The organism is Mesorhizobium sp. M0862 (assembly GCF_040319795.1).
GTDB lineage: Bacteria > Pseudomonadota > Alphaproteobacteria > Rhizobiales > Rhizobiaceae > Mesorhizobium.
In genome coordinates this window covers 15,565-35,038 of sequence record NZ_JAMYOJ010000037.1, presented here as the reverse complement: position 1 = coordinate 35,038, position 19,474 = coordinate 15,565, and the positions used below count along the sequence as shown (strand labels likewise).

18 protein-coding genes and 1 pseudogene are annotated in these 19,474 nt (G+C 59.9%); 15 read left to right on the top strand and 4 right to left on the bottom strand.

What is annotated here, in order from left to right:
• Nucleotides 1–126: 126 nt before the first annotated feature.
• The 12 genes from NKI15_RS30830 (at nucleotide 127) to NKI15_RS30775 (ending at nucleotide 15,771) form a co-directional block, all read left to right on the top strand.
• Nucleotides 127–3,795: a beta strand repeat-containing protein gene (locus tag NKI15_RS30830; protein WP_352887987.1), complete on the top strand. Its 3,669-nt coding sequence runs from the start codon at nucleotides 127–129 to the stop codon at nucleotides 3,793–3,795.
• A gap of 26 nt (nucleotides 3,796–3,821) precedes the next feature.
• Nucleotides 3,822–4,190, top strand: a complete 369-nt coding sequence (locus NKI15_RS30825; protein ID WP_502898735.1) for a hypothetical protein — start codon at nucleotides 3,822–3,824, stop codon at nucleotides 4,188–4,190.
• A 264-nt stretch (nucleotides 4,191–4,454) separates the two neighbouring features.
• Nucleotides 4,455–4,982 (top strand): lytic transglycosylase domain-containing protein, encoded by a 528-nt coding sequence (locus NKI15_RS30820; RefSeq protein ID WP_502898736.1) that lies wholly within the window; start codon nucleotides 4,455–4,457, stop codon nucleotides 4,980–4,982.
• Between the two features lie 98 nt (nucleotides 4,983–5,080).
• Nucleotides 5,081–6,280, top strand: coding sequence for a type 1 periplasmic-binding domain-containing protein (locus NKI15_RS30815; RefSeq protein WP_352887980.1), 1,200 nt, complete (start codon nucleotides 5,081–5,083; stop codon nucleotides 6,278–6,280).
• A gap of 13 nt (nucleotides 6,281–6,293) precedes the next feature.
• Nucleotides 6,294–7,001 (top strand): thermonuclease family protein, encoded by a 708-nt coding sequence (locus NKI15_RS30810; protein WP_352513656.1) that lies wholly within the window; start codon nucleotides 6,294–6,296, stop codon nucleotides 6,999–7,001.
• A gap of 165 nt (nucleotides 7,002–7,166) precedes the next feature.
• Nucleotides 7,167–7,919, top strand: coding sequence for a GGDEF domain-containing protein (locus NKI15_RS30805; RefSeq protein WP_031243550.1), 753 nt, complete (start codon nucleotides 7,167–7,169; stop codon nucleotides 7,917–7,919).
• A gap of 950 nt (nucleotides 7,920–8,869) precedes the next feature.
• Nucleotides 8,870–9,949, top strand: coding sequence for a LacI family DNA-binding transcriptional regulator (locus tag NKI15_RS30800; RefSeq protein ID WP_023667744.1), 1,080 nt, complete (start codon nucleotides 8,870–8,872; stop codon nucleotides 9,947–9,949).
• Between the two features lie 364 nt (nucleotides 9,950–10,313).
• A complete protein-coding gene (locus NKI15_RS30795; protein WP_031209051.1) occupies nucleotides 10,314–11,306 on the top strand; it encodes a substrate-binding domain-containing protein in 993 nt (330 codons plus the stop codon).
• An 80-nt stretch (nucleotides 11,307–11,386) separates the two neighbouring features.
• Nucleotides 11,387–12,901 carry a sugar ABC transporter ATP-binding protein gene (locus NKI15_RS30790; RefSeq protein ID WP_023704356.1) on the top strand — a complete coding sequence of 505 codons (1,515 nt, stop codon included), beginning with the start codon at nucleotides 11,387–11,389 and terminating at the stop codon, nucleotides 12,899–12,901.
• Nucleotides 12,894–13,901: an ABC transporter permease gene (locus NKI15_RS30785; RefSeq protein WP_352862530.1), complete on the top strand. Its 1,008-nt coding sequence runs from the start codon at nucleotides 12,894–12,896 to the stop codon at nucleotides 13,899–13,901. Before NKI15_RS30790 ends, NKI15_RS30785 begins: the two co-directional genes overlap by 8 nt.
• Nucleotides 13,898–14,923: an ABC transporter permease gene (locus NKI15_RS30780; protein ID WP_023667740.1), complete on the top strand. Its 1,026-nt coding sequence runs from the start codon at nucleotides 13,898–13,900 to the stop codon at nucleotides 14,921–14,923. The genes NKI15_RS30785 and NKI15_RS30780 overlap by 4 nt, the downstream gene beginning before the upstream one ends.
• Nucleotides 14,920–15,771 carry a sugar phosphate isomerase/epimerase family protein gene (locus tag NKI15_RS30775; protein ID WP_352515399.1) on the top strand — a complete coding sequence of 284 codons (852 nt, stop codon included), beginning with the start codon at nucleotides 14,920–14,922 and terminating at the stop codon, nucleotides 15,769–15,771. Before NKI15_RS30780 ends, NKI15_RS30775 begins: the two co-directional genes overlap by 4 nt.
• Nucleotides 15,772–15,975: 204 nt before the next feature.
• On the opposite strand, the gene NKI15_RS30770 is transcribed toward NKI15_RS30775, so the two are convergent.
• Nucleotides 15,976–16,509 (bottom strand): ABC transporter permease, encoded by a 534-nt coding sequence (locus tag NKI15_RS30770; RefSeq protein WP_502882089.1) that lies wholly within the window; start codon nucleotides 16,507–16,509, stop codon nucleotides 15,976–15,978.
• On the opposite strand from NKI15_RS30770, the gene NKI15_RS30765 reads away from it, so the two are divergent.
• A complete protein-coding gene (locus NKI15_RS30765; RefSeq protein ID WP_050588819.1) occupies nucleotides 16,496–16,678 on the top strand; it encodes a hypothetical protein in 183 nt (60 codons plus the stop codon). The genes NKI15_RS30770 and NKI15_RS30765 overlap by 14 nt on opposite strands.
• Nucleotides 16,675–16,959 (top strand): GMC oxidoreductase, encoded by a 285-nt coding sequence (locus NKI15_RS30760; RefSeq protein WP_352515400.1) that lies wholly within the window; start codon nucleotides 16,675–16,677, stop codon nucleotides 16,957–16,959. The genes NKI15_RS30765 and NKI15_RS30760 overlap by 4 nt, the downstream gene beginning before the upstream one ends.
• 152 nt (nucleotides 16,960–17,111) lie before the next feature.
• Here NKI15_RS30760 and NKI15_RS30755 read toward each other — a convergent pair whose 3' ends face one another.
• On the bottom strand, nucleotides 17,112–17,276 hold the full coding sequence (locus NKI15_RS30755) for a hypothetical protein (protein ID WP_023715648.1): 165 nt from the start codon (nucleotides 17,274–17,276) through the stop codon (nucleotides 17,112–17,114).
• Here NKI15_RS30755 and NKI15_RS30750 point away from each other — a divergent pair.
• Nucleotides 17,236–17,489, top strand: a pseudogene (locus NKI15_RS30750) (MBL fold metallo-hydrolase); the annotation flags it as partial. The gene NKI15_RS30755 and the pseudogene NKI15_RS30750 sit on opposite strands and share 41 nt — an antisense overlap.
• Before the next feature lie 23 nt (nucleotides 17,490–17,512).
• Here the strand turns inward: NKI15_RS30750 and NKI15_RS30745 are convergent.
• Nucleotides 17,513–18,256 carry an ATP-binding cassette domain-containing protein gene (locus NKI15_RS30745; RefSeq protein WP_352515401.1) on the bottom strand — a complete coding sequence of 248 codons (744 nt, stop codon included), beginning with the start codon at nucleotides 18,254–18,256 and terminating at the stop codon, nucleotides 17,513–17,515.
• Between the two features lie 9 nt (nucleotides 18,257–18,265).
• On the bottom strand, nucleotides 18,266–19,465 hold the full coding sequence (locus tag NKI15_RS30740) for an alanine racemase (protein WP_023726201.1): 1,200 nt from the start codon (nucleotides 19,463–19,465) through the stop codon (nucleotides 18,266–18,268).
• Between the last annotated feature and the right edge of the window lie 9 nt (nucleotides 19,466–19,474).

Below are 19,474 nucleotides of genomic sequence, written 5' to 3'. Positions count from 1 at the left end.
GCCAGCCTGCCGGCACGCGCCGGCGAACCGGCCGGCTCCAACGAGCCTGCAACCACCGAGACCACTTCGGGCACCATCGGCTTCACCTCGCCCGACGGCCTGACCACCGTCTCGCTGGGTGGCCATGTGCTGACCGGCTCGGCCCAGACTTTTGCCGACGGCACCACAGGATCGCTGACGGCCAGCTATGTCTACAATGCAACCACCGGCATCGGCACCATCAGCTACGCCTATACGCTGATCGACAACACGCTGACCGATCCGTCGAGCACCAGCTTCGCGGTCGTCGTCACCGACGCCGACGGCGACAGCGCTCCAGCCGGCAATCTCGTCATCACCATCGTCGACGACGTGCCGACCGCGACGAATGACACCTGGGGGCCAACGATCACCGGTGCGACGGTCCTCACCGGCCTCCTGACCAATGACAAGTTTGGCGCCGATGGCGTCGACACCGACAACAATCCGGTCAGCGGCCAGGTGACCGCCACCAACGGTGCTCACGGCACCGTCACCTACAACAACGATGGAACGTTCACCTATACGCCGACGGGCATCTATATCGGGTCGGACTCTTTCACCTACACGATCAAGGACGGCGACGGCGACACTTCGACGGCCACGGTGACCCTGAATGTGCAGACCAACACCGTTCCATCTGGTGGCGGGACTGCATCGTTGACATTGAACGAAGCCGCGCTCGACACCACGCTCGATGCTTCGGCGCCTGCGGATCTCCAAGCCGGGGCCGTGACCGGCACCAACCCAGGCAGCCGCGGCGAGACGGCGCAAGCAATCAGCGGCATCACCTTCACCACGACCGGCGAAGCCATTAATGTTGCATTCGCCAACCCGACCGGCGATCCAAACTGGGTGGCGCCGACTGTTTCTGGCCTAGCCTCTGGATACACAATCAGCTGGGCGCTCGTGGGCAACCAACTCGTCGGCAGTCTGATACAAACGGCCGGCAGCGTGAACCTCGGCGCATTCGTCTATCTGGCGCTGTCAAACACAAGCGCCGGCGCCAACAGTTCGTTGACACCCGTCGTTACCGCGACACTGACCGACCAGCTCCAGCATCTTGCCGGCTCGGGCAACGTCACCATCAACGGGCTTCAGGTGGTGGCAACCGACACCAGCGGTGATCATGTTTCCGGATCGGTCAATCTGACGGTCCTGGACGACGTTCCGAACGCTTTCGTCGGCGATGGAATCTATTTGCCCGATTCATTGCACTCTACGCTGACTGAGCATTTGAATTTCGCCGCCGGCGCCGGCGCCGACGGCGTGGGGAATGTCGTGTTCAGCGTAACCGAGGGCGCGGCCGTTGCAGACGCCAACGGCGCGAGCATCTTCCTCAACGGCGAGCAGCTATTCTATCACATTTCTCCCGATGGACACACGGTCGAGGGTCGGACATCGGCGGCAAATGGCAACGATCTCGGGTTCACGGCAACACTCAACCAGGCAAATGACACCTGGTCATTTGTATTGAACGGCACGATCTTCAATGGATCTCAATTCACGACGGCTGGCGCCACGGCCACCGGCGGCAACAATCAGGTGAATGCGTTCACCACGTTGACCAGCCCGGACACCCCGAACGATCTGCTGGTCACGGCCAACGGTAGCAACACGGTAAATACCAGCACCGGAAACTTCGGCGTTGGCAGCGGTCAGAGCATCGCAAATGGAGAGACGATCCGTTTCGATTTCGTGACGAACGCATCGACCAACGGAAGCCTCGCCGGGACCAGCTATACCGACCACTATGAAATATCGAGCTTCACTCAAGGGCTAACCAAAGTGGTCGGCGGCACGGTTGATATCAAGATCAGAGCTTTGAATGTCGACAATGACAATAGTTTTGTTGGTGACCTCTCGGGGGAAACCGTAGCCACCGGGATCACGGTTGTCGTTGTGAACGGGTCCGGAGGGGCCGTACCGACAGTGACGTACGACGCGGTGACCGGTATCTTCACGTTGCATGGAATGGACCAAGGCGACACTTTCACCGTTACGGCAAGTTCGGATCCGTTCAGTGCGGTCGAGATCTCGGGCGCCTCATCGGGGACTTTCAAGCTTGGGGCCGCTAGTTTCGCGACCGCCAACGCGGTTGACCCATTCGATATCAAAATCCCTGTCACAGGAACGGATGGCGATGGCGATACGGCGGCCGGCAGCGTGAGCGCACACCTGTACCCAACAACCTCAACCCTCGAGGGCAGCGGCAGCGCTGACAATCTGGTGGCGACCGCGACAAAGACCACGGTGCTGGGCCAGGACGGCGACGATCATCTGACCAGCATCAATGGACATGATACGATCCTTTCCGGAGGACAGGGTAACGATACCCTGACAGGCCTCGATGGAAGGGACACGCTCGACGGCGGTTCCGGCACTGACACACTTAGCGGCGGATCGGGCGCGGACACCATGACAGGTGGAACCGGTGCCGATACCTTCCTGATCGGGGCTGGGGACTCCACACCCGTCATCGGTGGATCAGGCAACACCGGCACTATCTCCGGCTATGACATCATCACCGACTTCGTTGCCGGCACCGACAAGTTGAGCCTGCCTGGCACGCTCGTGTCAGCTACCGCCGGCGCGGTTGACGGTGCGGGAGATTCCGTATTAACGATCGGCGGAGATACGGTTGAATCTCATTCGGTCGCGAACGGGATCGCCAGCTTCTTCGGGACCGATCTCGGCGGTTCGCCTTTGGCTATCACCACAACGTCAGGCGTAGCTGCGGCAGTCCAGTATCTAATGGGCACAGACATCGGAAACGCCGGAGCGACGCTCGCCTTCACGGCGACGATCTCGGGGGTAAATCACACCTTCGTCTACACGCAGACTACCGCGAGCGCAGGCGTCGGAACATTGGTCGATCTTCAGAACGTCACGGTAGCGAACTTGAACACCTTGATCGGCGGATCGATCGATCCCATCATCCTCGATATGAATCATGATGGCTTCGCCTTCTCCGACGTCAGCCATGGGGTCCAGTTCGACATGAATGGCGATGGCACGAAAGAACAGCTTGCCTGGAACACATCCCATGACGGCATGCTGGCCATCGACCTCAACCATGACGGCAAGATCGACGACGGCACCGAACTGTTCACGCCAAGCTTCGGCGGCGGCAACTTCGCAGGCGGCGCGGCGGCACTTGCATCGCTCGACAGCAACCATGATGGCCTCATCGACCACGATGACGCGGCATTCGACAGCTTGCTGATCTGGAAAGACGCCAACGCCAACGGCATAAGCGACGCCGGGGAGTTGTCGAACCTCGCCCATAACGATATTACTTCGATCGGCACGACAACGTCCTCCGCTGTCGGCGAAATCGATGGGCAGACCGTGACCGGCAGTGGGACCTTCCAGATGGCCGACGGGACGACCGGCAACTATGTTGAGGTCGAACTCGACACCTCGCTCGTTGCACCGGCAGAGCCGACCGTCGCTTCCGATGGGACAAAGACCTTCGCCATCGGCTCGCTCGAGGTTGCAGACCTGATCGCCGACTTCCACAACGGCGACCAGCTTGATCTTTCCTCGTTGCTCAAGGGCTTGGCTGGCGTCACCGATCTCGTCGGCGGCGGCTTCGTGGAGATCGCGCAGTCCTCGGCCAATGCGGCCAATGCCGAGGTCAAGGTCGATACCAACGGCGGCGGCGACAACTATCATACGGTCGCCGTGCTGGAGAACTACACATTCCACAGCGCCGCCGATGCGGTGAAGATACTTTACGATGACAGCCACGGCACCAAGACGGACGTGGCCTAAGGGGCGAAAGGGACGGGGTGAGGAGCATGACCAGAATTTTGCGAGTGACTGTCGGGGCCGGGCTGCTGTCGTTATGCGCGACAGCACTGCAGGCTGCCGATATTATCGAAGGGCCGGTGGCCGACTATTGCCGGACCGTCGGCACATCCAACCTGGTGCTGAACGACAACATCGTCGATCTAAAGTCCGAGGTGGTGAAGCTGATGGACGAGTCGGTGGCCGTCGCCAACAGCTCGGAATGGATCAATTCTTCGCGCCCCGCCTTCATCTGGGCGTCGGAAGCCAAGGTCGCCTGCGGCATGGCCTATGGCTACCTCAAGACGAACTACAAGGACGAAGACACCCTCAACAAGTGCGAATGCTTCCACGACCGCATGGTCGAGTACATGAACTGACCGGAAGGGATCCGGCAGTGCCGGTTGGCTGACCCGATGGTCGGCGGACGATTGACGAGGGCGATCGCCGGAGCGATCGCATTGACCGGTTTTGGCCAGCTTGCCACGCAAGCCCGCGCCAACTGGCTGGAACGACCTAGCCTGGAGAGACCAGCACCGTTCGGCTTGAGGCGGCCGGTTCGCTGCGACGCCGCCTCCGAATGGACTCGCGCGACATTCAAGGCGTTTGCGACATGCCAGGCATCGCTCTACGGCTTGGAACCGGTGCTGGCGCACGCGGTGATGGAGATCGAAAGCGGGTTCGATCCCGATGTGCACGGCGCCGATGGTGAGGTCGGGTTGATGCAGGTAATGCCCGCGACGGCCCGAATGCTGGGCTTTCGTGGCTCGCTCGACGAGCTTGGCGCGCCGGCGACCAACATCGCGCTCGGCGTCAGATATCTGGCGCAGGCAAACAGCCTTGCCGCAGGCGATCTCTGCACCGCCGTCATGAAGTATCGTGCCGGGCACGGTGAAACCCGGTTCTCCGAACTTTCGGTCCGCTACTGCCGGCGTGCGCGTGCAATCCTGGCGAGAGAAGGTTTTGCGGTGGCCGGGCCATTGCCGGTGGCGACGTTCGGATTCTCCGCATTCCCGACAGCAGGAGACGATGGTGCCCCTGCCCCGGCGAGGCGGATTTGTGTGCGCCGACTGTTCGTGCCGGGCCCGCGATACATGAAATGCGCGGACTATCGAAGCGCCGGGCAAGCCAGAATGATCAAGGCGCTCCGGGCAAGACTTTTCGACGGCTGAGCCATAATCCAGCAATTGCAAAGACGGCGAGGCAAGTCTGCCGTAAGATGAACGGATGAGACCGGGACAAATACCCGGCGGGATATGAGGGAGGCATCATGGATTCTGGCCGGCAGCGACACGGTTTGTGGACGTGGGCGATCGTCTTTGCGTTCGCGGGCATGGTGTCGGGCTGCCAGTCGAAAGGCAGCGTCTCGGACGCGCTCGATCCGGCGGCGATCGCCGCACCCGGAGCGCCGGCCGCCGGCACCGCTGCCAGCCCGGCCCAAGCCACGCGATCGCTCGGCACCGGGTCGACGAAGGTCACGATGCTGCTGCCTTTGTCGGCCCCGGGCAACGCCGGCGAAAACGGCCGGAAGATGCTCGATGCGACCAAGCTGGCGATGGCCGACCTTGGAAATGTCCTGCTCACGATTACGGTCGAGGACACCAAGGGCGACAGCGCGCACGCCAGCGAATTGGCTGTGAAGGCGATCACCACTGGAACCAAGATCGTCATCGGCCCGGTCGAACTCGCGGCCGCGCAGCACATAGCCAAGCTGTCGGGATCGAAGCGACCGCCGGTGCTGGCGTTGGCCGACAATTTCGCTGGCGGCCCGGGCGTCTATGCGGTGCGCCTCAACGAGGCCGACAGCGCGGCCGCGGGCGCAGCCGGCCTGGCGGCCAAAGGCAGCAAGAAGTTCGTGTTGCTCGTTGCGGCGGGCGCGAATGCCAGCGTGGTTGAAAAGCGGGTCGCCAACAGTCTCAGCATCTATGGCGCGACGCTCGCCGTCACCGTTCCGTATCGGGCCGGCGATGGCGGCACCAAAGTGGTCAATGATGTGGGCTCGCTGGTCGAGGCTCCCGATGCCATCATCATCGCCAGCGGCGACGACAATCCGGCGCCGATCCTTGCGGCGCTCAAAACGAAAGGCATTCCTGGAAAAGCAATTGCCGTCGTTGGAACCAACCGCTGGCTGGAACATCCGATGGAGCCGCTGTTTGAAGGCTCCTACATCGCCACGCTCGACCCAACGGAAACCGGCCCGATCGCCGACCGCTTCAAGACGACCTACAATTATCCAGCCGACGCCAATGTCGCCTACGCCTATGATATGGTCGCCCTGACAGCAGGAATTGCAAGTTCGGCCGGGCCTGACGGCTTCAGCAAGCAGGTGCTCGAAAATCGGAGCGGATTTCGCGGATCGACCGGCCTGTTCCGGTTTCGGGCGGATGGCTCCAGTGAGCGATCCATGCCCTTCTATCAGGTTCAAAAAGGTGCACTCAAGCTGGTCGCCAAATCGACATCGGGGTATTGAGGGGCAAGGAACCTTGCTTGAGTTGATGGGCTGGCTGAGGCACAATCGCTTGATAGCGCTCGGAAGCCTGCTCCTCCTGGCCGGGGTCTTGTTGATCATCCGGGCCGCAGATCTGCTTCCGAACAATCGGCCGGCGCCACGTCAATCCATCGATCATAGCCAGGCAATGCGACCACCTCCGAGCGCCGCCAATACGCCATGGCGAGGACGGGCACGCAAGATTGCTCAGGACCTTATCGCGCCGCCACAGCTTGATCCGGCGCAAATCGAACGGGTCGAGCCGCGCCCGCCGCTCAGCGACCTTGGTCTGGCTTCGCCTGCAGGGATGCGGATGCCAAAGGATTGGAAAGAGGTCCTGCTGTACCAACCGGTTGCCACCTCGTCGGCAACCTTCGAATCGATGGGGCGCAAGGTAGCCATCAGCGGGATCCAAGGCATTGACCTGGATGAGACCTGTTCGTTTCGTGGCATCGCCTGGCCTTGCGGCCAGCGTGCGCGCGCGACGTTCAATTCCTGGCTGCGCGGCCGGGCGCTGAAATGCGTCGTGCCGCCGGAAATCGATCGTTTTGCCATTGCGGCACCGTGCAGCTTGGGCAAGCAGGATGTCGGCGCCTGGCTTGTTTCCAATGGCTGGGCGACGGCCCTGGCGAGTGGCATCTACGGCAAGGCGGAGGCAGTGGCCAGAGACGCGCAGATGGGGATATTCGGCCCGCCGCAATAGCCGATAATTCGGTGTCGTCCCTTTTACCGCCGTAGCCTTGCTTTTGAAGGCCTGATTTCGGGCCGATGGTAGGTGATTGCGCCATTACTAAAATTGTATGTTTCCTCGAAACTGAAAGTGCAGCACCTTGGCCTTATGACAGCCGATCAGGCGGGAGATTGGCTAATGATGACACCAATGGCGAATAGCTCGCCCCGGCAATGGAAAGATATCGCATGGCTGACTGCCCTGGGATCGGCGGGAATTCTGCTCCTCTCGGTTGGCCTCAACTATCTGCTTCTGTTTTCGGAAGTCTTGACGCCGTTTGGCCGCAGCATGGTCACAGCGATCCTGTTGCCGGTCATGGTCGGTGGCCCGCTTTTGCTGTTCATTGGCCTGCAGCGGACCGAGCTCGTCCGTTATCGAAGAGAACTCAACAAGTCGGCGACCTTTGACAGCCTGACAGGCTGCCTCAACCGGACGGTCTTCACTTCGATGGTCGAAAGGAGAGCAACCAGGCCAAAATCGTCTGGTCCAAGATCTGGCGCCTTCCTGGTCATTCATCCCGAACACATCAGGTCCATCAATCTGCGCTTCGGCCTTGGCTGGGGTGACGAAGCCTTGCGGCTCATAGCCTCGACCATCCAGTCATCGGTACGCAAGGAAGATCTGGTGGGCCGGATCGGAACCTCCATGTTCGGGGTCTTTCTGCCCGGTGCGACAGAAGACGACGCCAGGGAGATCGGCGAGCGTATCCGGGCGCGCGTGGCCCAAGCCTATTTCGCGCCAAAAGGAACCGCGGACACGCTGACCATCAGCGTCGGCGGCGTGGTGTTTGAAAACGAGTTGGAATTCGAGGACATGTTCCGATCGGCGGAATCGCTGTTATCCGGCGTCGAACGCCAGCCTGGATTTCAATTGTCGCACCTCCACAACTAGAGCGTTCACCGTTTCACGGAAGCGGCGAACCGCTATGTCTTTGTTTTTACGCAAATTCCGGACGGAAAACCGCACGCACTTTTCCTGGAGTTGCTCTTGGCAGTCAGAACATTGATCAGCACCTGACGGGTATTTGGAATGAGAAAATACAACGCTACGGCGGCCTTGCTCCCCGCAAGCGTAAAGCTGATCCGCAAAATCCGGGACTTTGCGGGCTTCAGCCGCGATCTAACCACCGCTGCAGCAGAGACAGTTGGTCCCGCGTTCACGGTAGCATTGTCTTGTAGAATCTAGTCGGCTCGGACGGCCGTATCAAGGCTTTCGCTGGAACATGCTAAAGTGCCGTTCACGCGCATACATCACTCGAAAAGCGAGTTCCGTATATATTCCAAAACGTTGCTCTTCAAAAAGTACCGCAGGCCGAGAAAGCTGTTGACGGTACTTTTCTCGAACGTTGCAGTCGAAGACTCCAGTTGCTGATCTGGGTCGATTTTGAATGAGATGAACCGCAAATCGTTGTTTTCCGCGCAACCTACGCTTGGGCACTCCAGACTGGCTAACCCCTACTCCCACTCGTCCAAACAGCATATTGAAATCGGAGGGACTCGATCGTGACGCGTGCGCCCGACCATCGCCAACGGTGGGCTCCAAACTGATCGAAACTTCTCGTCGACCTTTGCAAGGTGATTGATCATCGGGGAGACCAAAGCCGAAACACTGGGGTTGGTGTCTCCAGTGACGCTGAACGAAGCTTCAGGGAAAATCCCAAATCTGCCGATTTCCCTGGCGCTGTCATTGCAACGATCGAGACAATCAGGGAGACCGGACCGGCGGCACGAGAGGCGGCGTCCTTCCGTGGGGTCGCTCCTCCAAACCGTTTGACGCAATTTAGAGATGTTGCCTTGACCCCGCACTAGCGTCTACTGCATCTGCTAGTAGGAGCGTCACGAATGGCGAGAAAGTCTGTCCGACGCAAGTCAACGATTTATGACATCGCGGTGGCGGCAAAGTTGTCCCCGACAGCGGTTAGTCTCGTCCTCAATGGCTCGTGGCAACAGCACCGGATCAAGGCGGAAACCGCAGCGACCATCCTCGATTGGGCTGAGCGGCTTGGCTATGCTGTCAACCTCAAGGCACGAGGATTGCGGCTTTCCCGATCCGGGCTCGCTGGAATGATCTTGCCACATTACCGCAATCGCTTCTTCGCCGGATTGGCCGAAGCCTTTGAAGCGGAATCCCGCGTCCACCGCTTGTGCCCGATCGTCGTCAGCACCCATCGCAATCCTGATAACGAGTTGAGTGTGACGGAAACCCTGCTGGCCCAGCAGGTGGAATTTCTCTTCCTTGCGGGCGTTCGTGACCCCGATCCGCTGAATGATCTGTGCCGGGCAGCGGGCGTCCGGTGCATCAACATCGATCTGCCAGGCCGCCGGGCTCCCTCAGTTGTTTCTGACAACTACGGGGGCGCCAAGGCGCTCACAGAGATCATTGTTCAGAAATTGAAAGAACGAGGGGGCTCCACCGAAGATCTCTTCTTCTTTGGCGGGGTCAGCGATGATGACGCAACACGTAGCCGTTTGCTGGGTTTTCACGATGCGCTGGCAGCGCATGGGATTGTTACGGGCCCGGGCACGATTGACTGCTGCGGATACGCACCGACCAACGCTGCTCGGTCTCTCGCTGCACGATACGCTCAGCTTGGGCATCTGCCCTCAGGTATGTTCGTCAACGGCGTGACCGCTCTTGAAGGAACATTGCGGTTCACTTCGACGCTAGCCTCAAGTGAGCTTGGACGGGTTGTTGTCGGAAGCTTCGACTGGGATCCATTCGCGGCGCATTTGCCCTTCGATGTGACCATGGTCCGACAGAATGTCGAGGTGATGATTGCTGAAGGATTTTCGCTTCTGGAGAATTATTCGATAGACCACTTTCCGCTGGTGACCGTACCGACCAGCTTTGGGCGAACCGGAGAGCATGACGGCGCCCAAGAAGATTGGGATTCGGCATCCAAATCGAGCATCGACCACTAGCAATTCTTTGTCACGAGACATCGTTGCAGAAGTTCAACTCCGTTCATCAGCACCTCGGATCTGGGTAGCACCGCCTCCACCCAAGGCTCGCGGGGGATCGCATGTCGTTTCTACGGGTGCAGCCTGAGTGCGAAAGGGCGGATCGTTTACATCAATCGAGAAATGTTTTTAGACGCTGGTGGCGTGACCGCCTTGCTAAATCTATTTAGCACCTTGACCGGCCGGCATTCAAAGTCTTTTATGGCGCGTTCTGGGAGGAATGCGGCGCCGAGTGCGTCAATGCCGTAGGGCACAAAGGGGTGGCCAAACAAAGCCGACATGGGCAATAGGCAACCCAAAAACTCGTCAATCAGGGAGGAACTAAATGTTAGCAAAAACTATACTCGCGGCAGCGTTCGGCGCAGCCCTTTCGGTCGCCACAATGGATGCTGCACTGGCGAAGGACATCAAGGTTGGAGTCGTCGTGAAGATCGGCGGTATTCCCTGGTTCAATGCGATGGAAACGGGAATAAAGGAAAAGTCGAAAGAGCTTGGCGACGACGGCTTCATGGTCGGGCCGACCAGCGCCGACCCGGCACTTCAGGTCCGCGCGATCGAAGACCTGATAGCTCAGGGCGTCAGCGTAATTGGCGTCGTGCCGAATGATGCAAACGTTCTCGAGCCAGTTCTAAAAAAGGCGCGCGAAACGGGCATCAAGGTTATAACTCATGAATCGCCAGACCAGGTGAACGCTGATTGGGACTTCGAAATGGTCTCGGCCGTTGGTTTCGGTGAGGCCCATGCTAAGCTATTTGCCGAGAAAATGGGCGGCAAAGGCAAGTACGTGGTGTACGTAGGTTCTCTTACTGTGCCCGCACACAATGCCTGGGCCGATGCTGCAATCGCCTACCTGAAGAAGAACTTTCCCGACATGCAGATGGTTGGCGACAGATATGGCGTCGCCGAGAGCGCCGATGACAGCCGAAAGACGGCTCTGGATGTGCTTGCCGCCAATCCTGACCTCGGCGGCTTCCTGACGTTCGGCAGTCAGGGACCGATCGGCGCCGGACGCGCGATCGAGGAGCAGAAGCTTGGTGACAAGGTGGTTCTTGTCGGTTCATTCTCGCCTAGCCAAGGCAGCGCAATGCTCAAGTCCGGCATTATTGACGGCGGCTATATGTGGAATCCTCTGGAAGCGGGCAAAGTATTCGTAACGATGGCTGATTTTCTGGCGGGCGGCGGTGAAATCACCGACGGCATGACGATCGAAGGTCTGGGTGTCGTTCACCCTGACTTCAAAACCGGCACCATCATCGTGGACGCTGTGCAGCCTATCACGGTCGAAACGGTCGATGGTCTTGCAGCCCTAGGGCTTTAGATGGCGGACCATGGCTGGCGTGCCGGGGTGGCAAATCAATCCCGGCACGCCCCATCCTTGTCATTTCAGAAGGGCCCGCCGTGAACCTCGTCGCGTCTACGACGCAGGACCTCCCATCGGTTCTGTCGTTTAGCAACATAAGCGTCACATTTGGTGGCGTTAGAGCCCTCCAGGATGTCGCCTTCGAGGTTCTCCCGGGTGAAGTGCAATGCATCGCCGGTGAGAACGGCAGCGGCAAGAGCACCCTGATCAAGGTAATCACCGGCGTTTGTCAGCCGCTAGCCGGCGCAAACATGTCGATCGCCGGAAAGTCTGTCGACATCATGTCGCCGGCTGCGGCGCGCAGCGCCGGGGTGGAAGTCATCTGGCAGGACCTCGCACTGTTTCCTGAAATGACAGTCGCGGAAAATATCGGGATCAGAACTGTCCTCGGCAACATGCCTCGGCTCGTCGATCATTCGCGCATTCGCGAGGTGGCGCGAGGGCTGTTGGCGCGGCTTGGCGCCGACCTCGATGTCGACGCGCCTCTGCGTAGCTTTGCAATCGCCCAACGTCAGATCGTCGCCATCGCCCGGGCGCTCGCCGGCGATGCGAAGGTTATTTTCATGGACGAGCCCACATCGTCGCTTACTCAATCGGAAACAGACCGGTTGCTCGCGATCGTTCGAACACTCTCGAATGAAGGCATGGCCATCGTCTTCGTCAGCCATCGCCTTGCGGAAGTTCTGGAGATCTCAAGTCGCGTCACCGTTCTGCGCGACGGTAAGGTCGTTGGGGTGTTCCCGACCGCCGGAATGACCCAATCACGCCTCACCGAACTGATGACCGGCAAGACGTTCGACCAAACCGTGAGCACGAGAAACCTTAGTGGATCACCCGTCGTGTTGAAGATCGATCGATTGACCCGCGCAGGCGACTATGACGACGTTTCGCTGACAATACGGCGCGGTGAAACGCTTGGCCTGACCGGGCTACTCGGCGCCGGTCGCACAGAACTCGCGCTTTCTATTTTCGGCATGCTGCGCCCAGACCGCGGCAGCATCGCACTCAACGGGACGGTTCTTCATCTGAACTCCAACCGCGACGCAATCCGCGCGGGTATTGGATATCTCTCCGAAGACCGCTTGTCCCTTGGTCTCATACAAGCTCAGTCCATCGCCGACAACGCCGTTATCCCGGTGCTCGACAAGATCCTTGATCGAGGGCTGATCTCCTCGGAGAAGAAGGACGCGCTCGTCAATCATTGGATCGAGGAATTGGCGATAAAAGTCGGGCGGCAGACTGATGCGATTTCCACGCTCTCGGGCGGCAACCAGCAAAGGGTGGCCATCGCCAAATGGCTGGCGGTCGGCCTGAAACTGATCATTCTTGATTCGCCAACCGTGGGGGTGGACGTTGGCGCGCGGGCCGGCATCTTCGAGATTGTCGCCAAGCTCGCTGCCGAAGGCCTGGCGATTCTGCTGATATCCGATGAAGTGCCGGAGGTCTATTTCAACGCCGATCGTATCCTTCATATGGCTGCGGGCAAGATAGTCGCCGAATACGATCCGCACGCCATCCCGCTCGGCGACCTGGAAGCTGCCGTCTATGCGTAACCGCGGCAAGCTCTTCCGGGCTCATCCCACCGAGACATGGCTCGTTGTGGTTCTTCTCATCATGAGCGCAGGTCTCTCCGTTGCGAGCGACAAATTCTTCACCATTGCCAATCTCTTCAATCTGCTCAACACAAGCTCGACAAATCTGATCTTCGCGGTTGGGCTGCTGGTGGTGTTGATCGCTGGGGGCATCGACATCTCCTTCGCTGTGGCCGCGTCAGTGGTTCAATACGTTGTGGCGCTGGCTCTAGCCCAAATGGGAGGTGGTGATTGGTTCATCGGCCTCACCTTGGCGGCAATTGTCGGGATCGCCCTGGGTGCGGTGAACGCCGGCCTCATCTACTATTTCCAGATCATTTCAATCGTTGTCACCATCGCCACCTTCAATATTTTTTTCGGCCTGCTGATGTTCTTCACGCACGGTGTATCGATCTACAATCTGCCTGCATGGTGGACGCATCGCACTGTGCTTTTCGAGGTCCAACAGGCGAATGGCAATTGGGCCGAGCTAACACTGCCGGTTGCGATCATGGCGGTCTGCGTCGCCGCCACCTGGGGGCTTATCCGGTATACCACCACGGGACGGCAGCTATACGCTTTTGGCGATAACCCGGAGGGCGCCCGTCGCCTCGGTATCAACATCGCGGCGATGCACTTCATTGCCTTCGGCTGGCTTGGTTTGATGGCCGGGATCGCGGGACTTGTGCAGGTGCACTATTCCCAGGAAGTCGTGCCCAACGCATTGGTGGGGCGCGAGCTGGACGTGCTGGCAGCTGTTGTCCTTGGCGGTGCCAGGCTGGGTGGCGGGCGCGGCACCGTGCTCGGTTGCATCCTTGGCGTGTTTCTTGTGTCGGTGACGCAAAACGGGCTGAACCTCCTCGGCATCTCTCCCTATGCTTTCAAGATGATCGTCGGGGCGATCATCTTGATTGCCATCACGCTGTCCAACGCGCCGCTCGGGCATATCCTCGCGGGCTTGCGGCAGAGGATGGGTACATGACGCAGCGCGTGCTCGAAACTGGAGCGCTACGGCACGGATTCTTGCGCCGTCTTGCCGGCACGTTGGGCGCCGAGAATATCGGACTTTTGCTGGCATTGATTTTGGTGATTGCATTCTTCGGATCTCTCTCGCCGCGATTCCTGTCCAAAGCTACCTTTGAATCGGTGGCCTTCCAGTTGCCTGAACTTGGACTGCTTACGCTCGCGATGTTGATGCCGATCATCTCGGGCGGCATCAATCTCGCCGTGACGTTCACGGCCAATCTCTGTGGCCTCACGCTCGCCTGGGTTCTTCAGGCCAACGGAGGACCGGACGCAAGCATCTATGCCTTTCTACTCGGTTCCGTTCTTGCGGTCGGCGTTGGCACGGCAAGCGGCTTGGTCATGGGCCCGGTGATAGCCTATACCGGCGCGCACCCCATCCTCGTTTCGCTCTCGGTGATGATTTTCCTGCGCGGCCTTGGCGAGTTTCTGACCCGCGGCGCCGATATTTCGGGCTTTCCCGAATTCATCCAGCCCCTGGGTCACGGCAGCATCGTCGGCATTCCTGTCCCGCTGCTGATACTGCTCGGCGCAGTCATCGTCTGGCATGTCTTGATGACCCGAACCAGGCTTGGCTTTTCAAACTATATGGTCGGCTCCAACATCGAGGCGACGCGCTATTCCGGCATCTCGACGCGACGCGTGATCATTCTGATCTACGCGCTGTCTGGCGCCATGTGTGCGTTGGCCGGCATTATCATGATGGCACGATTCAATTCCGTCCGTGTCGGCCATGGCGAGTCCTATGTGCTGATTACGGTGCTTGCCTGCTTCTTGGGCGGGGTGAATCCGTTTGGCGGCTTCGGCAAGGTCGTTTCGGTCTTCCTAGCCCTCATCGTTTTGCAGTTGCTTTCTTCGGGACTGAATCTCTTGGGCGCCAGCCAGCACCTGGCCACAGCCATTTGGGGCATCATGCTGATCGGCGTCATGATCTTGCGGTGGGCTGCCGGGCAGCTCAATTTCATGAGGATAACACGATGAAGGGTTTTGGCGTTCATACGAGCATGTGGACGAGTGGTTGGTCCGTAGAGGGCGCCGAGCACACTGTAGCGGCGGTGAAAAAATACGATCTCGATTTCATTGAAATTTCGCTGGCCGATCCATTTTCTTGCGATGCCGATCACACCCGCAAGCTGCTGGCGGCAAATGGCATGCAGGCGGTGTGCTCGCTAGGGTTGCCCGAACATGCGTGGGCATCGCGCCACCCACAGGAAGCGATTGACTTTCTCAAGGTGGCTATCGACAAGACGGCCGACATCGGAGCCCAGGCGCTGTGCGGCGTAATCTATGGCGGCATCGGCGAGCGTACTGGCGTGCCACCTACCCAGGACGAACTTGATAACATTGCGAAAGTGATGACGTCCGCCGCCGCGCAAGCCAAGTCTCGCGGCGTCGAACTCGGTGTCGAAGCCGTGAACCGCTACGAGAACCACATCATCAACACCGCGGCTCAGGCGGTGGCTTTGATCGAACGAGTGGGCGCCGACAATATGTTCGTGCACCTTGATACCTACCACATGAATATCGAGGAAAAGGGCATGGGCAACGGCATTATCACCGCCCGCGATCACCTCAAATATATCCATCTCTCCGAGTCTGATCGCGGCACCCCGGGCGAGGGCAATTGCAATTGGGATGAGACGTTCGCGACGCTGGCCGCGATCGGCTTCAAGGGCGGGCTCGCGATGGAGAGCTTCATCAACATGGATCCGCGTCTGGCGTTTGGCCTTAGCGTGTGGCGTCCGGTGGCGGAAAGTGAAGCGGTTGTGATGGGCAACGGTCTGCCGTTCTTGCGCAACAAGGCACGGCAGTACGGACTGATCGCATAAGTTACATCACCATGCGAGATCGAAACTCGGCACATCATGAGCCGACTGCATCGACATTGCGGCGACTGCCTTCGAAGCAGGAGCCGCTCGAGAGGCGATATTGCGGCGTTTTAGATCCCGGCCTTCGGCTGCCCCCCGGGCGCAAGCAGCCAACCGGTCGGCGATCGCAACTGCCGTGAACAATCTATTTCATCGGCTCGGGCATCACAGCCTACCTTCGGCGGTTGCGAGCCGGCCCCGCATCAATTCGCGGCGCTTTCGAAACTCTGTGTATTCCTGGTCGGCCAGTACCCCGATCAGGATCACCGATCCACTCACGGCAAAGTTGAGTGAGGAGGGAATGCCTAGAAGATTGACAAGGTTCTGAAGCACCTGCAGCAAGATCGTTCCAAGCACCACACCAATGATTGAGCCTTCCCCGCCCCGCAACGAGAACCCTCCAAGGACGGCGGCGGCGATCGCGTAGAGCTCGTAGAAATTGCCGTGCGAGCTTGGCAGGATCGAGCGTGTGTACATTGCGAGAAAGATGGATGACAGCGCCGTCAGCCCGGCGCAGATCACATAGGCGCAGATGATCACCCGGCCGGTACGGATTCCCGAAAACCGCGCGGCCTCTTCATTTTTGCCGACGGCGTAGAGGTATAGTCCGAAGGCGGTACGGTGCAGAACGACCAACATCACCGCCGCCAGGACAAGCAGGAAGACAAAAGAATGAGGAATGGGAATGGAGGTAGGCATTGTTGGTAAGAACCGAAACCAGATCGGTGCGACCGGTGGTGAGATATTCCAGATCCTCGAAGCGGGTTTCGTAGGGAAAGCCTGCCGTCGCATCTTGCGTGTTGCCCTGCTGCTCGCCGGCATGAAGATCGCCCGCACCATCCTGCGTCAGCCGGCCTGCAGGCGGTGATCGCCGAGGAGCTGTCGCCGGGCGGGGCCGCCGACCTTTCCGATCAGTCCATAACAGACCACATCCTCGAACACGCCAAGACGGTTTATCACCCCTGCGGCACCTGCCGGATGTTCACCGATGACCAGGCGGTGGTCGACCCGCAATTGCGCGTGCGCGGCGTGCCGCGCCTACGCATCTGCGACGCCTCGATCATGCCGCGTCTCATCAGCGGCAACACCAACGCGCCGGTGATCATGATCGCCGATCGGTGCGCCGATTTCATCCTCGGCAGCGCTTAGCGAGAAACGGGCAGCCCAGAGAAATCCAGGCTGTTTTGAGACGATGTATCTGTCCAGCGCATGCAGCGACTTTGTCGCGACCGAAACCGGACAGCTTGACGCCGCCGGGCGGCACGGTGATGTCGGCGCCGCCATACATTGCATAGGTCCTATCAAATCGAGACTGGGATAGCGATGCCAACGCGCTGCTGTTGGCCGCCAGAAAGCTGGTGCGGATACGCCTGGAGAAATTCAGGCGATGCAGGCAGCTTCACCAGACGCAGCAGTTCCAACAGCATCCATGACGGCGCCGAAGTCGCGCCCGGCTTCCAGATCATCGCTGCGCCGGCCACACGCCCGGCCACTCGGTCTACCTCGCAAACTACGGCAAGGAACAGCGCATGATTTCGGCCGACACGATGTATGTGCCAGCGCTGCTGGCGCCGCATCCGGAGTGGCAAGGCAGCTACGACCAGGACGGGCCGATGGCGATCACCAGGCGGCACAAGCTGATCGATCGCGTGATCGCCGACAACATCCGGATCTCGGGCGGGGGCTCTCAGAGAGGTTCCTGCTATTGCTGCTGCAGGCCGGTGATCATGGCAATGATCTCGTTCTTATCGGTCTTCGCGGTCTCGCGAATTCCAATCTGCTTGCCACGCCTGAGAACACAGATGCGGTCGGAGAGCTTGAAGACCTGGTCGAGGCTGTGGCTGATGATCAGGATGCCGACATTGCGCTGCTTCAGCGACTGGACGATAGACTCCACCCGGGCGGTTTCGGCAACGCCCAGCGCCGCCGTCGGCTCATCCAGCAGGATCAGCTTGCTTGCCCAATGCGTGGCGCGCGCGATCGCAACGCCCTGGCGCTGGCCGCCGGAGAGATCGCGGATAGTGGCGTGGGCGGAGGGGATGCGCACGTCCAGTTCCTTCACCAGTTTCTCGGTCTCGTCGATCATGCGGCGGCGGTCGAGCAAACCGAGGCAGTTCAGCGGCTCGCGGCCGAGGAACATGTTCATGTAGACCGTCTGTTGGTCGGCCAGCGCCAGGTCCTGGTAGACGACCTCGATGCCTTGCGCGCGCCCCATGGTGGCATTCGACATCGTCACCGGTTTTCCTTCGATGACGATGGTGCCGGACGAGGGCGGGTGGACCCCCGAGACGATCTTGACCAGCGTCGACTTTCCGGCGCCGTTGTCGCCGACGAGTGCAACGATCTCGCCCGGGAAAACCTCGAGCGAAAAACTCTCGATCGCGGTGATGCCGCCGAAATTCTTGCGAATGTCGTGCAGCTGAAGGATGGGCGCGCTCACCGTCATGTGTTTCTCCTAGACTGGCCAGGCATAGGGTTCACCGAAGCCGTTCTCGATGGTTTCCACTTTCGGATTGTCCGTCGAAATGCCCGACACGCCGACAATATGGGCGCGGGTGACGAAGGCCTGGCCACGGAAGCCGAACACGGCGCTGTCGCCAGGCTTCGGCGCGTTCGCGCCGGCGGCATCGATCATGGCGTAATAGTCGATCGCCGAGGGCGGCGGCACCTCGACGCTGCGCAGTGCCGAGCCTGCCGTCGTCGGTTCAGCCGAGACGATCGCCTTGACGTCGTAGTCGGGGAAGATCGGATCGATGTAGAAGCCGCCGCCAAGGCAATAGGCCTTGCCGCCGGAGAGATGCGAGACCTCGGTGAGATAGAGCACCGCCGGCAGCTCCGGCAAATCTTCCATGACATGCAGCGCGGTGGTGCCATGTAGTCCATTGCCCGGCTCGCATTGCGTCGCGCCGGCCTCGGCGAGTGCCGCCAGCATAACGCTCGACGTGGTGCCCGGCGCGTTGATCTCAATGTCCTTGCGGCCTGCCTTAGCCAGCGCTTCCGCAGCTTTCGCGAGCGTCGCCAGATTGGGGGTCGGCAGCACTTTTCGCGAAGCATGGTCGAACAGCAGAGCAGGGAAAGTGGTGATGCCGGCGAAACGGCCGCCTTCGACGGCATCCAGCCGGTCGGCGACATCGATAATGTCGGCGGCATTGAAACCGCCTTCATGGCCGCGATAGAAGATATCGCCTTCGGCGGCGATGCGGGCCAGCAGGTCCTGCACATAGCCGGCCGCCTTGGCGCCTGTTGCCGCTTCCCCAGCCTTGGTATCGTTGAACACGGTCCAGTAGTCCGGCTTGAAGGTTTTCGCCGCAGCCGCCGCTTCGAATTTTGCGACCTGCTGGAGATGGCCGAGATGGCCAAGCTTCATGCCTGCCTTGTGGGTGGCGCGGGCGCAAGCCATGTCGACGGCGACCGCGCGGTCAATGCCGCCGCGCGTCACAGCCCGGCAGAACGACGAGGAGCGGCCGACCTGCTTGGTCATGGCGAAGATCTTCAGGCCGTTGCGGTTGGCCTCGCTCTTGAGAACCCGCGCATTGGCCTCAACCGTGTCGAGATCGAGCACATAAGCATTGGCCGGCAGCTTACCTTGCTGGTGCAACCGGATAGCTGATTCGATGAAGGCGGGGTTGCGGCGGCGCAGAATCTCGAGAAACATGGATGGCTT